General features: G+C 66.4%; 13 protein-coding genes. 7 read left to right on the forward strand and 6 right to left on the reverse strand.

What is annotated here, in order from left to right; translation table 11 throughout:
- Positions 1 to 148: 148 nt before the first annotated feature.
- Complete coding sequence (locus HLH21_RS06870; protein ID WP_182942640.1) at positions 149 to 745, reverse strand: DUF2478 domain-containing protein; 597 nt, start codon at positions 743 to 745, stop codon at positions 149 to 151.
- Positions 746 to 1,256: 511 nt separating this feature from the next.
- Between HLH21_RS06870 and modA the strand changes: the two genes are divergently transcribed.
- From modA to rpoN, 4 genes are read left to right on the forward strand one after another with little or no spacing between them, the layout of a single operon-like run.
- Positions 1,257 to 1,931, forward strand: coding sequence for a molybdate ABC transporter substrate-binding protein (gene modA / locus HLH21_RS06875; RefSeq protein ID WP_220789707.1), 675 nt, complete (start codon positions 1,257 to 1,259; stop codon positions 1,929 to 1,931).
- A 6-nt stretch (positions 1,932 to 1,937) separates the two neighbouring features.
- Positions 1,938 to 2,627 (forward strand): molybdate ABC transporter permease subunit, encoded by a 690-nt coding sequence (modB, locus tag HLH21_RS06880; RefSeq protein ID WP_182942644.1) that lies wholly within the window; start codon positions 1,938 to 1,940, stop codon positions 2,625 to 2,627.
- The gene (locus HLH21_RS06885; protein ID WP_182942646.1) at positions 2,522 to 3,361 is read left to right on the forward strand and encodes an ATP-binding cassette domain-containing protein; all 840 of its coding nucleotides are present in this window, start codon (positions 2,522 to 2,524) and stop codon (positions 3,359 to 3,361) included. Before modB ends, HLH21_RS06885 begins: the two co-directional genes overlap by 106 nt.
- Positions 3,354 to 4,787: an RNA polymerase factor sigma-54 gene (rpoN, locus tag HLH21_RS06890; RefSeq protein WP_182942648.1), complete on the forward strand. Its 1,434-nt coding sequence runs from the start codon at positions 3,354 to 3,356 to the stop codon at positions 4,785 to 4,787. The genes HLH21_RS06885 and rpoN overlap by 8 nt, the downstream gene beginning before the upstream one ends.
- Positions 4,788 to 4,829: 42 nt before the next feature.
- On the opposite strand, the gene HLH21_RS06895 is transcribed toward rpoN, so the two are convergent.
- Positions 4,830 to 6,362: a carbohydrate porin gene (locus HLH21_RS06895; protein WP_373319637.1), complete on the reverse strand. Its 1,533-nt coding sequence runs from the start codon at positions 6,360 to 6,362 to the stop codon at positions 4,830 to 4,832.
- A 321-nt stretch (positions 6,363 to 6,683) separates the two neighbouring features.
- Positions 6,684 to 7,202 carry a hypothetical protein gene (locus HLH21_RS06900; protein ID WP_182942651.1) on the reverse strand — a complete coding sequence of 173 codons (519 nt, stop codon included), beginning with the start codon at positions 7,200 to 7,202 and terminating at the stop codon, positions 6,684 to 6,686.
- 130 nt (positions 7,203 to 7,332) lie between these two features.
- Here HLH21_RS06900 and HLH21_RS06905 point away from each other — a divergent pair, with 130 nt between their 5' ends.
- The 3 genes from HLH21_RS06905 to HLH21_RS06915 are packed head-to-tail and all read left to right on the forward strand — an operon-like array spanning position 7,333 to position 9,078.
- On the forward strand, positions 7,333 to 7,674 hold the full coding sequence (locus tag HLH21_RS06905; protein ID WP_182942653.1) for a cupredoxin domain-containing protein: 342 nt from the start codon (positions 7,333 to 7,335) through the stop codon (positions 7,672 to 7,674).
- A gap of 1 nt (position 7,675) precedes the next feature.
- Positions 7,676 to 8,506, forward strand: a complete 831-nt coding sequence (locus HLH21_RS06910) for an FTR1 family iron permease (RefSeq protein WP_182942655.1) — start codon at positions 7,676 to 7,678, stop codon at positions 8,504 to 8,506.
- 47 nt (positions 8,507 to 8,553) lie between these two features.
- Positions 8,554 to 9,078: an iron transporter gene (locus tag HLH21_RS06915; RefSeq protein WP_182942686.1), complete on the forward strand. Its 525-nt coding sequence runs from the start codon at positions 8,554 to 8,556 to the stop codon at positions 9,076 to 9,078.
- 71 nt (positions 9,079 to 9,149) lie between these two features.
- Here the strand turns inward: HLH21_RS06915 and trxA are convergent, their stop codons facing one another.
- The 3 genes from trxA to HLH21_RS06930 form a co-directional block, all read right to left on the reverse strand.
- A complete protein-coding gene (gene trxA / locus HLH21_RS06920; protein WP_182942657.1) occupies positions 9,150 to 9,476 on the reverse strand; it encodes a thioredoxin TrxA in 327 nt (108 codons plus the stop codon).
- Positions 9,477 to 9,535: 59 nt separating this feature from the next.
- On the reverse strand, positions 9,536 to 13,096 hold the full coding sequence (addA, locus tag HLH21_RS06925; protein ID WP_373319634.1) for a double-strand break repair helicase AddA: 3,561 nt from the start codon (positions 13,094 to 13,096) through the stop codon (positions 9,536 to 9,538).
- On the reverse strand, positions 13,063 to 14,797 hold a 1,735-nt coding region (locus HLH21_RS06930; RefSeq protein WP_182942660.1), incomplete at its 5' end, for a PD-(D/E)XK nuclease family protein. The genes HLH21_RS06930 and addA, both read right to left, overlap by 34 nt.

The raw sequence follows: 14,797 nt of genomic DNA on the forward strand, positions 1-14,797 counted from the left end.
CTGCCTCTGTCCGGCCGTTCCGACACATGACCACCTAACATTAAGGAAATGTGACACCCCACGTCGGAAACTTCAACATTCATTTACGATGAAGAAATATTTACTGACACATCAACGCGAGGAGATTCCCGCCTTCCCACGTCTATATTTATGCAGATATAGATGTTCCGTATCCATGACGTGGGTCAACTGGCATTGATATTACAGGGGACGCTCCCCGCACCGCATCGCTCCAGCGCAGAATGGCCTGGGTGCTGGGCGCCACGACATGCGCCGCCCCGCCCAGGAATGATTCCCATGCCGAAAAAAACCGCGCCGGAACAACGATCAGGACCGGAATGCCTTCCATGATCGCCTCGGCAATTTCGGCGCGCAGCCCGTGACCTTCGGCCTCCCGCAGACCAAATCGGTTAATCATCAGGATATCGGGGGCCTGGGCGATATGGTCCCGCAGAACCGTCGAAACCCGGCCGAACGCCGAGATGTCCAGGGAACAGACGGTCGGGTCGTCCCCACCCGGCGTGTCCAGACGAATCTGCTCGTTCGACACCAGGTCCGCGACGAACATTTCACGACGCCCGTTGGGAAGTGGTCCGCCCCAATATTGCACGACCCCGCCGACACACAGGCCGCGCGTCCTCAGGGCGGCGACGGTGTCTGTCAGGACGGCCGGCAGGTCCACCCGGTCATCCTGAAGCAGCGTTGCAATCGGAAGATCGGGTTGACGGATAGCAGAGACTGTCATGGATGCCTCCCTTGATGGCCCTTGCCCGGACGACGGCCCCTTCGCCGATCGCGGCGACGCCAGGAGCGACGGGACAATCCGGCACTCACGCAAAAAACATGCCACGGCAGCCATACCGTTACACACCAGAAACCATATGACCGCAACTGGCTGACCGCAGGCATGATTGCACCTGGGGATGTTCCGAACGGGCCGCGATTGGAGCGATCCGGTGCGCCCAAGCCGTTGTTTTGAGAAGGCATCGTCCGCATGCCGGCCTGCGATCCAGACCGGGATCCAGTCCCAGGCATCACGCACCAAACCCCATCACGATCCCGAGATGACCTGCCGTCGCAGATGTGGCATGCTTCTTGCGTGAAATCCAAATGCGGGCCAACCCGCACGATTCCGGCCCGTCCGGACAGCAGGGAGTTCTCGACCCATGGCGCCGATCCGGATAATCCGCATAGCCGTCATAACCGCTGCGATCGTGACGATAAAAGCCACGGGCTGCATTGCCGCGGATGTACGCGTGGCGGTCGCCGCGAATTTCGCCGACGTCGCGAAGGACATCGCCGACGAATTCCATACCGCCACCGGAAACACCGTGATCCTGAGTTCGGGGGCCAGCGGGCAGATCTATAATCAGATCACCCAGGGGGCGCCCTACGACGTCTTCCTGAGCGCCGATCACACACGCCCCGAAATGCTGGTCCAGCATAATCTGGGCGTGCCGGCATCCCTGTTCACCTATGCGATCGGGCAACTGGTCCTGTGGAGCGGCCGCCCCGGCCTGGCGACCGACGGCGCGGTGCTGAAATCCGATCATCCGGGCATCATCGCGATTTGCAACCCGCGCACCGCGCCCTACGGTCAGGCTGCGATCGAAACGATGCGCGCACTGGGCGTTCTGGACACGCTCCGGCCGCAAATCGTCGAAGGGCAGTCGGTGGCCCAGGCCTATCAATTCGTCAAATCCGGAAACGCCGGCAGCGGCTTCGTCGCGCTGTCCCAGATCCAGCACGAGGAAGGCGGGTCCCGATGGGTCGTTCCCGCGCGCCTTTACACCCCCATCCTCCAGGACGCCGTCCTGCTGAAGGGGGCGGCGACCAGTCCCGTCGCGCTGTCCTTCATGGCGTTCATGAGATCGCCCGCGATCCAGTCTCTGATAAAAAGCCGGGGCTATCGCCTTCCCGGTGGAGACTAGATGGCGATGCAGTCACTTCCACCTGACCTCTGGCAGGCAGCGTGGCTGACAGTGCGGCTCGCCACCACGGCCACGATCTTCCTGCTGGCGTTCAGCCTGCCGCTGGCGTACTGGCTGGCACGGGGCGCCTCGTTGTGGAAGGACGCCATCTTCACCGCAGTCTCGCTGCCGCTCGTGCTGCCCCCCAGTGTCCTGGGCTATTATCTGCTTCTGGCACTTGGGCCATCGGGGCCGGGAGGGTGGCTGGCCCGCATTTCCGGGGCGGGGCAGACACTGGCCTTTACGTTCTGGGGCCTGGTCCTGGGGTCTGTCCTCTATTCCCTTCCGTTTGCGGTGCAGCCGATCCACAATGCGTTCGAGGCAATCGGCCCCCGCCCGCTGGAGGTCGCCGCCATGCTGCGCGCATCCCCCTGGCGCGCGTTCTGGACGGTCGCCGTGCCTCTGGCCTGGCCCGGCATCCTCAGCGGTGCGATCCTGGGCTTTGCCCACACCGTCGGCGAATTCGGAATCGTCCTGATGATCGGCGGTGACATTCCGGGCCGGACGCGGGTGCTGTCCGTGGCGCTCTACGACTACGTGGAAAACAGCCAGTGGCGCGAAGCCAATATCATCGCCGAAGGGATGGTGATCTTTTCCTTCGCGATCATCTTCCTGATGTCGTTGCTGCGCCGGCGGATCGGGAGGTACCAGTCATGAGCCCGCCCCGAGATCTGAAGGTCATGTTTCAGGGCAGGCTGCAAGCATTCCATTGCGATCTTGCCTTTACGGTCCCCGGCCAGGGCGTCACCGCTCTGATGGGCCCTTCCGGCTGCGGCAAGACCACGATCCTGCGGGCCATTGCGGGCCTGCACCGTTTCAAAAACGGGTTTTGCGCGCTTGGCGACGTCATATGGCAGAAACCCGGTGTGTTTGTGCCGCCGCATCGTCGTTCGGTCGGTTATGTCTTCCAGGAACCGAGTCTGCTGCCGCATCTCTCGGTCCGGCAGAACCTGCTGTATGGCGCGCCCGCCCAGGCAGGCGGCGGCATGCCGACACTGGACGAGATCACGTCCGTGCTGGGCCTGACCAACCTCCTGCACCGCAGGCCGGCCGGCCTGTCGGGCGGTGAGCAGCAGCGCGTCGCCATCGGTCGCGCCCTGCTGGCGGCGCCCGAGTTCCTGCTGATGGACGAACCGCTCTCGGCACTGGATCGCGACCGGAAGAATACGATCATTTCGTTTCTGAAGCGACTTCCGATACCGATCCTGTATGTCAGTCACGACAGCGACGAGATTTCAAAAATTTCCAGTGAAATCATAAGATTCGTTGATGGTTCCATCATACGCACCAACCGGTTCGAACCGGATGCCGACACGATAACCACCATCACCCGCATCTGCCAGCAGCCGGAAGACAGATCCGGCCATCGGGAGGAGAGACGCCATGGCTGAGGTCAGACAGGAACTCCACCAGACGCAGGGACTGGTCATGACGGCGCAGATGCGCCAGTCGCTCCGCCTTCTGCAATTTTCGAATTTCGATCTCCAATCCTACGTCGATGAACAGCTCGATCTCAATCCGCTGCTCGAACGCGCCCAGCCCGACACACAGCAGCCGACCGACCGGCCGGCGGACGGCCTGGACACCTCCTCTCCCGCCGTCCAGACCGGGCCCGGCGAGACGGGCATGGATGAAGGACGGAGCATCTACGGGGACAGCGCGCCACGGTCCACGGGCGCCTCAGGCTCCGCCCCCGTCCGCGAAGATGACGGCACCGGCAACATCCCGCTGGCCGAATGCCCCTTGCGCGACCAGATCTATCAACAGCTCTGCCTCTCCCCCGCCGACGCGGAAGACCGGTTGATCGGCGCGTACCTGATCGAGGCGCTGGATCCCGCCGGCCGCCTGGGCACCGATCCGGCCGAAATCGCACGCACGCTGAATATATCACCCGCCCGGGTCGAGGCCGTCCGCCAACGCATGATGCGCTTCGATCCGCCCGGTCTGTTTGCGTTATCCTTGCAGGAATGCCTGGCGGCCCAGTTGATGGAAAAGAACCGCTACGACCCGGCGATGGCGGCTCTTCTGGACAATCTGGATATGCTGGCGCGACAGGAACTGAAGCGGTTGCAGGCCGTCTGCGGCGTCAATGCCGAAGACCTGGCCGACATGATTGCCGAATTACGGGCCCTGAACCCCAAGCCGGGGGTGGAAGCCGCATCCGAAACCGTCGCGTCGGTCATCCCGGACATCCTGACCTACCGTGCCGCGTCCGGGGAATGGATGCTGGAACTCAACCCGGAGACGACACCGCGCCTTGTGCTCAACAGCGCGCTCCAGACGCGCATCGCCCTGCATGCCAATCGCAAGGACGACCAGGCGGCATTGAACGAACAATTATCGAACGCCAACTGGCTCATCCGCGCGCTGCAGCAACGCAGCATGACCATTCTGAAGGTTTCCAGCGAGATCATGCGCCGGCAGGAAGCGTTCCTCACCCACGGTGTCGGCAGCCTGCGCCCCCTGACCTTGCGGAACGTCGCCGATGCCGTGCAATTGCATGAAAGTACGGTCAGCCGCGTCACGTCGAACAAATATATCGCAACCCCGCGCGGCACGTTCGCGCTGAAATTCTTCTTCACGACGGCGCTGAACGGACATGACGGGGAGACCCATAGTTCCGAATCCATCAGACATACCATTCGTCAACTGGTGAACGCGGAACGGCCGGACGCCATTCTGTCCGACGATGCGATCGTCGCCCGCCTGCGCCGGGATGGCGTGGACATCGCACGCCGGACCGTCGCGAAATATCGGGATTCGCTGAATATCCCAAGCTCCGTCCGGCGCCGCCAGCTCAAGACCATGTCATCATGAGTCGATCGGGCCGGGGCCTGCCGGGTTCGGCCGCCGTAACGATCAGAACACGATGTTGCTATGCAGCCCGAACACGGCCTCGTCCCCGATCCGACGGACGCCGGTCCAGTCCCCCACGCCGCCACCCGGATGCCAGACGTACTGGAAGTCCGGCTGCATCACGAGCCACGGCATGATCTGCGCCTGATAGGTCAGTTCCAGATGGTTCTCGTTCCCCTGGACAAGCGATCCGGTGTTGCGGTCATACTGACGCAGGCCGGAACTGGCGCGGCCAATGCCCCAGCCCAGCCCGAGCGTGTCGTCATCGCGTCCGTTGAACGGCGCTTTCAGGCTCAGGCCCGCATCAATGGCAAAACTGATCAAATTGCGATCGCCGCCATTGCCGGTGGCGCGCGCGAACAGGCCCACAGAACGCGCCGAGGTCAGGGACGGCCGCCACAGCATCTGGTCGATGATGCCGTAGACTATCCAGTTGCCCCGGTCCCAGCGCGGCATGTGGGTGGTATCGTCAGGGCCACCCAGCGCCACCCCCTGATTGTTATAGCGATAATCAGGGAACTGGGCGGTGTCATATAAACCACCCAGCTTGTAGACACCGGGCAGGCCGGGATCCTTCGCCGCCTCCGGCATGTCCGCCGGCTGCGGATTGATGGCATATTGCAGTTCGGTCATCAGCAGCGCGCCGGTCCCCATGTTGAACCGGGTGCCGCTGCCGTCATTCGTGGTCTGGTTGGTGGGGTCCGCGCGGTTGCCGCCATTCTGGATGCCGAAGGTATTGGAACGGTTGCCCGGCGGGTTGTCGTCGGCGGCGGCGAACATGAAGGTAAACTGCTCGCCGGGCCGATAGCGGATGCGCACGGCGGGCGATGCCAGCGGCCAGGACGGGCCACCGGCATACAGGTTCACGGACGGCGCCATGGGCCAGCCGAAATTGGCATTGAGGTACATTGCGCCGTACCCGCTAATCAGGAATTCGGTGTCCAGGTCCTGCTGGCCGATCTTCACATCCAGCCTGTCGTTCAGGAACGACTGCTGGTACCACAATTCGAACAGGCGGGTGGAGCGGTCGGCCTCGAACCCGCTGATCGGGTTGAAATTGCCCAGATGATCCTGCGATATCGAACGCCCGCGGATCTGCAACGCGCTGATGTTGAAGAGGCCGCCTTTCAGCCCGAACAATTTGTCCAGATCGACCGTCAGCGTCGGCATGGTCACGCCGTCATAGGCCGCACCGGTGCCCGATCCGGTACCGCCATTGCCATCCATCCCGGACGGCGTACCACCCGTGGCATTGCCCCACAGTTCGTCAAATTCCTGAATATCCAGCGTAATGCCATGTTTATACAGCCAGGATCGCGCGCCCCACATGTCGCCCAGCAGGTTGCCGCTGGTATCCAGCCTGTCGCTGTCGCCATCGGCCTTCTGTTGCGCATCGTGCCGCGCGCGTTCGGAATCGCGCACCGTGGCGGGATCGGTCTGGTTCAGCAGCGGCGTGGAATTACCCAGACGCGCACGATCTTCCGCAACCTGGGTTTGCGGCTGGGACTGGGCAAAGCCGGTGGCCGGCAAGGCAATTCCCAGACACAGGATATACGAACCATGTCGAAAGCATGATCGCAGGGCTGCGGGAGAGCAGGAAGATCCGTTCCGGATCAGGAAGAATCCGGACCGGAACTCACGCCAAAGGGAATGGGCAATCATCTCACACCACTGCAATTGCGAATTGGTCTCATTAATAATAATTCTCAACTACCGGGTGGACTCTTTCCTGACAAGCCGCATTTCCTTCCTTTCCACGCATTCCTCCCCATACCGGAGTTTTCGGACCGAACCGTGCCACGATTTCCGAAGATCTTGCCTTCCGGGAGAATGGGTTCACGACGCGCCGGAGTGGTGCTAACGAAGAAATACCTTCGGCACACCTTCGCTATTCAGGCAGGAGGCGATGATGACCGCCGACCACAGCGTAATCGACGCAATGGCCACTAGGCGGGCCTTCGTGGTGGTCCCGCCCTGCCCCGCAAGCGCCGGCAGGTACACCCGCCGGTGACCGATTGCGGCCACTCCCATGGCCAAGGCGATAAAGAGCAGCTTCGGCGTCAGATAGGCACGGCTGCCGATATGGACCGGATCGTAGAAAAACAGCGCCACGCCGGTGACCATGGCCACGGCGAACAGGCTGTGAACCCATTGCACAAGCAGTCGTGAGACAGCCGACAATACGTGCTTTTCTCTGTTGTGGCACAGGGTTATGCTGAACAGTAGATCCATTCCGAAAAAACCGGCCATACTGAGGATATGGACGGTCCGCACCAGATAGTGCACCGGCTGCATCCAGTAATGATACATCCTGCTGTCCATTGCGACCAGCACATCATACGGCAGGCGCATGAACGCCAGAGGATGAGAAATCATGAGCGCACTCCGGTTCGGTACTCCTGCCAGACATAACTGAGACTGTGGATCAGTGACAGGCCTGCGCCTCCTGATTTGACAATGCAAATTATTCGCACTAATTAAATGGACATAATCCGATGGACGACCCATGCGAATTGCACTTCCACTTGTAATCCTGATGTCCGCCACGATGGCCAATGTCGGTACCGCGCACGCGCAGGACCCGATTCGACTGGAAGTGAAGAACCATCACTTCATCCCCGACCATTTTACCGTGCCCGCCGGTCAGCGGTTCGTGATCGAACTGACGAATCATGACGACACGGTAGACGAATTCGAGAGCTATGACTTGAAGTTCGAAAAAATCGTCGTGTCGGGCGGCACGATCTCGGTCCATGCCGGCCCGTTGCACCCCGGCACCTACAAGTTCTTCGACGATTACCACCCGGACAGCGCCACCGGCACCGTCACCGTGACGGAGGCCCCCTGACATGTTGGGTAGTCTTCTGATCGTCTTCCGCGAAGTCATCGAAGCCGGGCTGATCGTGGGAATCGTCATGGCCGCGACACAGGGCATTGCCTGTCGCGGACGCTGGGTGGCAGGCGGGATCGGCGCCGGCGTGCTGGGGGCGGGTGTCGTCGCCCTCTTTGCCGGGGCGCTGTCCCAGGCTTTGTCGGGCAACGGCCAGGATGTCTTTTCCGCCGTCATCCTCTGCCTGGCCGTCGTGATGCTGGGCTGGCACATCGTCTGGATGGCGCGACATGGTCGCGAAATGGCCCAGGACATGAAAGCCATCGGGGCCGCGGTCGCCAGTGGCAACCGGTCGCTATTCGCGATGGCGGTTGTCGTCGCCGTGGCCGTCCTGCGTGAAGGGATGGAGGTCGTGCTGTTCCTCTACGGCATCGCCATTTCCACCGACACGGGCCCGGTGCCGATGCTGATGGGCGGCATTCTGGGGGTCCTGGCCGGGGCGGGCCTGTCCTGGGCCCTGTATCGGGGGCTGGTCATCATCCCGTTGAATCATTTGTTTGCCGTAACCGGCCTGCTGGTGACGTTCATGGCGGCCGGCATGGCCAGTCAGGCCGCGGCCCTGCTGGCCAATGACGATCTGGTGCCTGCCCTGGGTTACGACATCTGGGATTCCTCGTGGCTGCTGTCGGACGGCAGCATGGTCGGCCGGGCGGCGCGGGCGCTGGTGGGCTATTCGGATCGGCCGACAGGGATCCAGATCCTGGCATGGATTTGCACATGCCTGGTCCTGATCGTCACCGGCCACCTGGTTCGTCATCGGACCCCGCCCAGGACGACGCAGGCGTCATGAACCGCGGACCGGCTGCTTTTCCTCTAGCCACACATGGAAGTATAATGATGAAGACCAAGCATATCGCTTCCGCCCTGCTTGCCGGCGCGAGCGTGCTTGCCCTCGCGCCGCAGGCGCTGGCGCGGGAGTATCCGATTGGCGGCCCGGTTCATGCCCACGACATGGAAATCGCGGCCAGCTATCTGGTCGGGATCGATCTCGCCCCCATGCCGGCGGACATGCCGATGGGTGATGACGTCATTCATCTGGAAACCGACGTCCATGCCACGGCCGATAACGTCTGGGGCTACCCGGACGGGGCCTGGATTCCCTATCTGACGATTGATTACACGCTGTCCAAGGACGGCACCGACTGGAAAGTGTCAGGCACGATGCGGTCGATGACCGCGAAGGACGGTCCGCATTACGCCAACAACGTAAAAATGGACGGGCCGGGGAAATACACGGTCGAACTGCGTTACGGCTCGCCGGAGAAAAACGGCTTCCTGCATCATGTAGACACGGAAACCGGCACGCCCGGCTTCTGGGACACGATCACCGAGAAATTCACCTTCGCCTATCCGCAGAAATAAGCGACCCGTTTACGATCCTGTCCAAGACGGCCGGCATGGCGTCCTGACACGCCATGCCGGCATCGGCCGGATTACAGGCTGCTCTTGACCCAGTCCTTGAGCTGGCTCTTGGGCATCGCGCCGACCTTGGTCGCCGCCGGCTGGCCGTTCTTGAACAGGATCAGCGTCGGGATGCCGCGCACGGCATATTTGTTCGGCGTCGTCGGATTGTCGTCGATATTCACCTTCGCGACGGTCAGCTTGCCCTTGAATTCGGCGCCGATTTCATCCAGCGCCGGGGCGATCATCTTGCACGGCCCGCACCACTCGGCCCAGAAATCCACCAGCACCGGCCCCTCGGCCTTCAGAACATCGCTTTCAAAGGTGGCGTCGCTGACGGCCACGGTATTTTCGCTCATCACATCACTCCTCGGGTTCCGACGGCTTCGTCAGGACATGGCAGCCTGACCGCCTTGTTTCAAGATTGCCCGGCGTCCGGCCCCTCGGCGCCGGGCGCATGACGCTCCAGCAGCGAATCGGGCAGGATCGTAATCCGGACATCCTCGGTCCAGACCAGCGTGCACCGAACCGGCCGATCCGGATAGAGGGCCGTCAACAGGGCGCGGTACGACGCCATCTGCCGCAGATACAGCACCGGCGTCGCCGCGACGTCGGCGGGCGGCAGGCGGTTGGTCTTGAAATCGCACAGCCACACGGCGTCGGGCCGGACGACCATGCGGTCGACCTGCCCCACGATCACCGACCCGCCGGCCACGCCGGCCAGCGGCTGTTCCGAGCGGCTGCCCGGACCGAACAGCGGCGCGATCCGCGGATCGTCCATCACCGCCAGAACCTGCGTCACGATCCGGTCCTGGTCCGCCCGCTCCAGCGCGTTGCCCGGCCGCGCCAGCCAGTCGCGCGCCACCTCGGCACGGCGCACCGCCGGCAGGTCGGGCAGATATTGCAGCAGCGCATGGACAAGCTGCCCCCGGCGCAGGGCCTGCTCGCGCGCGGCCGGCCGGCGCGCGCCCACCACCGCCAGGGGCGAGCGGACGGCGGGCTGCGGCCCCAGGGGCGCGTCATCGGGCCGGCTGGGCACCAGCGGACGCAGCAGCGGGGATTCCGGCGCCGGGGACCGGGCGACCCAGTCCGGCGCGCGCCCCATCCAGTCCGGCAGATCGACCGGGGCCGCATCGCCCCGCACCGTCGGGCGTTCGCTGGACGGCGCCGACGCGGCCTCCTCCAGCACCAGGCGGGTGCCGGCCCAGCCCAGGTCGAAGGGCCGTTCCTCGGCCCCCGCGTGCTCGAAACCGGCGCGACAGAGCGCGTACCAGCTATCGTCCGCCACGGTGCGTTTCTGTTGCCAGCCGCAGATCACCAGCCGGTCGCTGGCCCGGGTCAGCGCGACATAGAGCAGGCGGTTATATTCCTCGATCGCCGCCGCGCGGATGGTCTGCTGCAATCCCCGCGTGGCGCCCGTCGCCATTTCGGCGCGCGGCACCCACAGCGGCAGGTCCAGTCCGCTGTCTTCGTCCCGCGCCCAGACCACGCCACCGTCGAACTTCGCCACGCCCACCGTGTCGGGCAGGATCACCAGCCGCGCCTGCAACCCCTTGGCGCCATGGGCGGTCATGACGCGCACCATGTCGGCGGCGGCGTCGGGTTCGCGCTTCACCGTTTCGGCCGACGCCCGCAGCCAGTGCAGGAAGCCCTGCAACGACGCCGGATGCAGCGATTCATAGCGCAGGGCCGCCGACAGCAGCTCGTCCACCGGCTCGGCGGCCTCGGGGCCCAGCCGGGCCAACAGGCGCGCCCGGCCGCCCAGCGGCCCCAGCGCCTCGGACAGCAGGCCGTAGGGCGAGGCGTAATCGACATGCCGGAACAGGCGTCCCAGCATCGTCCAGGCCGCCCCCCAGTCCGCCCGCTCGCCATGCCGCTCGCGCAGCACGGCCCACAGCGGCCGCCCGCCGCGCCCGGCCGACAGCTCCATCAGGCTGTCGTCCGCCACGCCGCCCAACGGCGAGGTCAGGACGCAGGCCAGGGTCAAATCGTCCTGCGGCAACAGCAGCGCATCGCACAGGGCCATCAGGTCCTGCACCGCCACCTGGTCCACCAGCCCGGTGCGGACCAGCGTCGCCACCGGCACGTCCTGCGTCTTCAGGGCGCGGATCAGCGCCCGGACGAAATTCGACCGCTTCGGCACCAGCACCAGGATGTCGCCCGGCGTCAGCGGGGCCTCGCCCGGCGCGGGGGCACGCCGCAGTTCGGCGACCACCCAGGCCGCCAGGCTGTCGGCCAGGCGCTGCGCCGCCGTGGACTGGCCCCCGTTCTCCAGCGGGGCGATCCATGGATTGGCGTCCTCAGCTCCGTCCTCGACCGGGGTCAGGGGCCAGAGCTCCACCCGGCCGCCCTGCCCCGGCCGGGCGGACAGATGGCCGGGCACGCCCGCCTCCCCCTCCACCAGTCCGCGCGCGGCGTCGGGCAGGGCAAAGACGCTGTCCACCAGTTTCAGGACCGGCGCGGTGGACCGAAAGGACACGGTCAGCGCCGGCTCCTTCCACGGGCAGCGCGCCTGTTCCACCCGCTGGCGGAACAGGTGCCGCCAGTGCCGGAAGGCCGCCGGGTCGGCGCCCTGGAACGAATAGATCGACTGCTTGTAATCGCCCACCGCGAACAGCGTGCGCGGCTGTGCCGCGGCATCGCGCGTGGCCTCGCCGGCGAAGAATTCGGACGTCAGCCCGCCCGCGATCGCCCATTGGTCGGGCGAGGTATCCTGCACCTCGTCCAGCAGCAGGTGGTCAATCCCGCCATCGAGCTTGTACAGCACCCACGCCGCGCCCGGGTCCTTCAGCAGGTCCAGCGTCCGTTCGATCAGGTCGTCGTAATCGACCAGCCCGCGCCCGCGCTTGCGCTCGGCATAGCGGCGCAGCACCGGGGCCGCGACATCCAGCAGGGCGGCGCTGACGCGCAGGATGGCGATGGCCCGGCATTCCTCGTCCACCGCGATGATGCGCGCGGCCTCGGCCAGCAGGGCATCGCCGATCTCGGGCCGGCTGTCGTCCAGCTTGGGGTTCAGGCCGCCGCGCTTGCGCGGCTCGCCGTCCTGCTTCACCAGGGCCGTGCGCCAGACGTCCCAGCGTGCGGCCCGCGCCTCGACCGGCAGGGCCAGCCAGTCCAGCATGACCCCGGCGGCCCGCCGCACGGTGGCCGCGCCCTGCTCCGCCACGATCCGCAGCATGTCGCGCAGGCCGTCCTCGTCCGGCACCTCGGCGCAGGCCGCGCGGCGCAGGGCTGCGGCGTCGCGCGTCCGCACCCCCAGCACCCGCATCAGGGCGGCATCCACCCCGGCACGGTCCCGCTCCATCGCCTGGATGACGGGCTGCACCTGCCGCAGCCGCGCCTGAAGGCCGCCGACCAGCCGGGCGAAATCCGCCGCGCCGATCTGCCCGGCGAGGATCGCGACCGCATCCCCGCCCGCGCCCACCACGGCCTCGACCGCCTCGCCCATCGCCATCCGGGCGTCCGTGTCCTCGACCAGCGTGAAATGCGGGCTGATCGCGGCTTCGACGGGGAAGCGGCGCAGCAGCGACTGGCAGAAGGCATGGATCGTGCCGATCCGCATACCGCCCGGCAGGTCCAGCACCCGGGCGAACAATTCCCGCGCCGCCTGCCGCGTGTCCGCACCCGGCGGAACCGACAGGCCGGCCAGTTCGCCGTCCAGCGCCGCGTCGGGCAGGGTCACCCATTTTCCCAGGCGATTCTGCAGGCGGATCGCCATTTCGGCCGCCGCCGCCTTGGTGAATGTCAGGCACTGGATCCGCGCGGGGTCCGACCCGGCCGCCAGCGTGCCGTCCGGCAACAGGCGCGGCAACATCAGGCGCAGCAGCCGGTCGATCAGCAGCTTGGTCTTGCCGCTGCCCGCCGAGGCCGAAACGAAGACCGAGGCCTCGGGGTCCGAGGCCTCGGCCTGGCGGGTGTTGGCCAGTTCGATGGCGTCGCGCGGGCTCATGCCCCGCCCTCGTCGCGGGCGGCGCTCCATTCCGCGACGCGGGCCAGTTGCGCGTAATCGGCGAAACGCGGCCCCTCGTCGGGATACGGATGGGACAGGTACGGCTGCTCCACCTCGTCATAGGTCGCGATCAGGCCGCGCAGGTTCAGCCAGCAGGCGGCGACCAGATCGGCCAGTTCCTCGCCCGACGCCACCGGCAGCGCCTCGCCGGGTTCGTACCCGCCGGTCAGCCGCCAATAGATCAGTTCCCCGGCCCGGCCCGTAAGCTCCGGCCCGAACCCGCCGCGTTCCATCATCGCCGCCTCCAGCACCAGTTGCGACGACCAGCCGGCGATGACGCTCCTGCGCCGGGGCAGGGTGCCGGTCTTGTAATCGAACAGGGCCAGTCGCCCCTGCCGGTCCAGGTCCACCCGGTCCGCCCGGCCCTGCAAGGTGAAGTCGCCCCCGGCGAAACCCTTCAGCACCACGCGCCCCTTCTGTTCGGTCCGCACCAGTTCGGGGGGGCCGTCGGCGCGACGCGCGGCTTCCTCGCGCGCGACCCAGCCGGCGATGCGCGCCAGGCGCGGGGCCCACCATGCCGCCAGCGCCGGGCGCAGCCGCGCGTCGGCCAGCCGCATCAGGAACAGCCGCCGCAGCCCGTCCTCGGGGTCGCCGGCCCAGACCTCCGGCCCCATGGCGAACCAGCGATCCAGCGCGTCATGGACGATGGTGCCGTAATCGGCGGCGTCCGCCGCTTCCTCCAGGTCCGGCAGGCGCCGCAATCCCAGGACCCGCCGCGCATAGATCGCATAGGGGTCGCGCATCCAGGTCTCGATCTCGGTGACCGCCAGGGCGCGGGGCCGCCAGGCGACAGGCGGGCACGGCCGGGGCGGCGCGACGGGCCGGGGCGCGCCCACCGGCCGGTCGAGGCGCGACAGCCACGACAGGGCCGGATGCGCCGGCACCGACTGCCCCCGCCCCGACAGGAACGCCTCCAGCCGGACCAGCCAGCGCGCCGGGACGGCGGGCGCGCCCTCGCGCCGGCCGGGGACGGACAGCACCACCTGGGGCGCCGCGCAGGCGCAGGCGACGAAATCGTGCGCCGCCTGCCCGATCGCCCGCTCGGGCGAGGGCAGGCCGGCGCGCGCGCGCATCGGGCGGCTCATCCACGGGCCGGGATCGGTGGCGGGGGGCCAGGCGGTTTCGACCAGGCCGCCCAGCACGACCTGCTCCACCGCCTGCAAACGGGCCTCCATCAGGCCCCAGATGAAGATGCGCGGATGCACCGCCGCCTCGTTCCGGCCACGCAAGGCCCGGCGCGACCGCACCACCAGCCCGGCCATCGACGCGGCCAGCAGCCCGTCCAGCACGTCGGCGCGCTGCGGCGGCAAAATATTGCAGAACGCGATCAGCCCGGCCAGATGCTGCCCCAGCGCGTTGCCTTCCTCGCCCGACCACAGCCGGTCGGCGCCCGTCCGATCCTCGGTTCCGGCCAGCGCCTCGGCGGCTTCCACCAGGCCGGCCAGCATGTCGGCAACCGGCATCGGCCCGCCATCGACGCAGGCCTGCAAGGGCGCCAGGGCGCGTTCCACGCGGTCGAGGAAGCCGGCCAGATCCTCCGGCGCGTCGGGCCGGTCGGCCAGCGCCCCGTGCGGGTCGTCGCGCCCGCGCGCCAGCGCGTCGCGCAGCCCGCCGATGCCGGGCCGGGGGGCCGGCCCGCGCAGCAGCACGCGCTCCAGCAGCCGGGCCGAG

It is taken from the genome of Gluconacetobacter johannae (genome assembly GCF_014174305.1).
GTDB classification, from domain to species: Bacteria; Pseudomonadota; Alphaproteobacteria; order Acetobacterales; family Acetobacteraceae; genus Gluconacetobacter; species Gluconacetobacter johannae.

Excerpts from the sequence above, each read along its gene's own strand:
- HLH21_RS06870 (WP_182942640.1), bottom strand. The coding sequence starts at position 745 with ATGACAGTCTCTGCTATCCGTCAACCCGATCTTCCGATTGCAACGCTG.
- modB (WP_182942644.1), top strand. The coding sequence starts at position 1,938 with ATGCAGTCACTTCCACCTGACCTCTGGCAGGCAGCGTGGCTGACAGTG.
- rpoN (WP_182942648.1), top strand. The coding sequence starts at position 3,354 with ATGGCTGAGGTCAGACAGGAACTCCACCAGACGCAGGGACTGGTCATG.
- HLH21_RS06900 (WP_182942651.1), bottom strand. The coding sequence starts at position 7,202 with ATGATTTCTCATCCTCTGGCGTTCATGCGCCTGCCGTATGATGTGCTG.
- HLH21_RS06905 (WP_182942653.1), top strand. The coding sequence starts at position 7,333 with ATGCGAATTGCACTTCCACTTGTAATCCTGATGTCCGCCACGATGGCC.
- HLH21_RS06910 (WP_182942655.1), top strand. The coding sequence starts at position 7,676 with ATGTTGGGTAGTCTTCTGATCGTCTTCCGCGAAGTCATCGAAGCCGGG.
- HLH21_RS06915 (WP_182942686.1), top strand. The coding sequence starts at position 8,554 with ATGAAGACCAAGCATATCGCTTCCGCCCTGCTTGCCGGCGCGAGCGTG.
- trxA (WP_182942657.1), bottom strand. The coding sequence starts at position 9,476 with ATGAGCGAAAATACCGTGGCCGTCAGCGACGCCACCTTTGAAAGCGAT.
- addA (WP_373319634.1), bottom strand. The coding sequence starts at position 13,096 with ATGGAGCGCCGCCCGCGACGAGGGCGGGGCATGAGCCCGCGCGACGCC.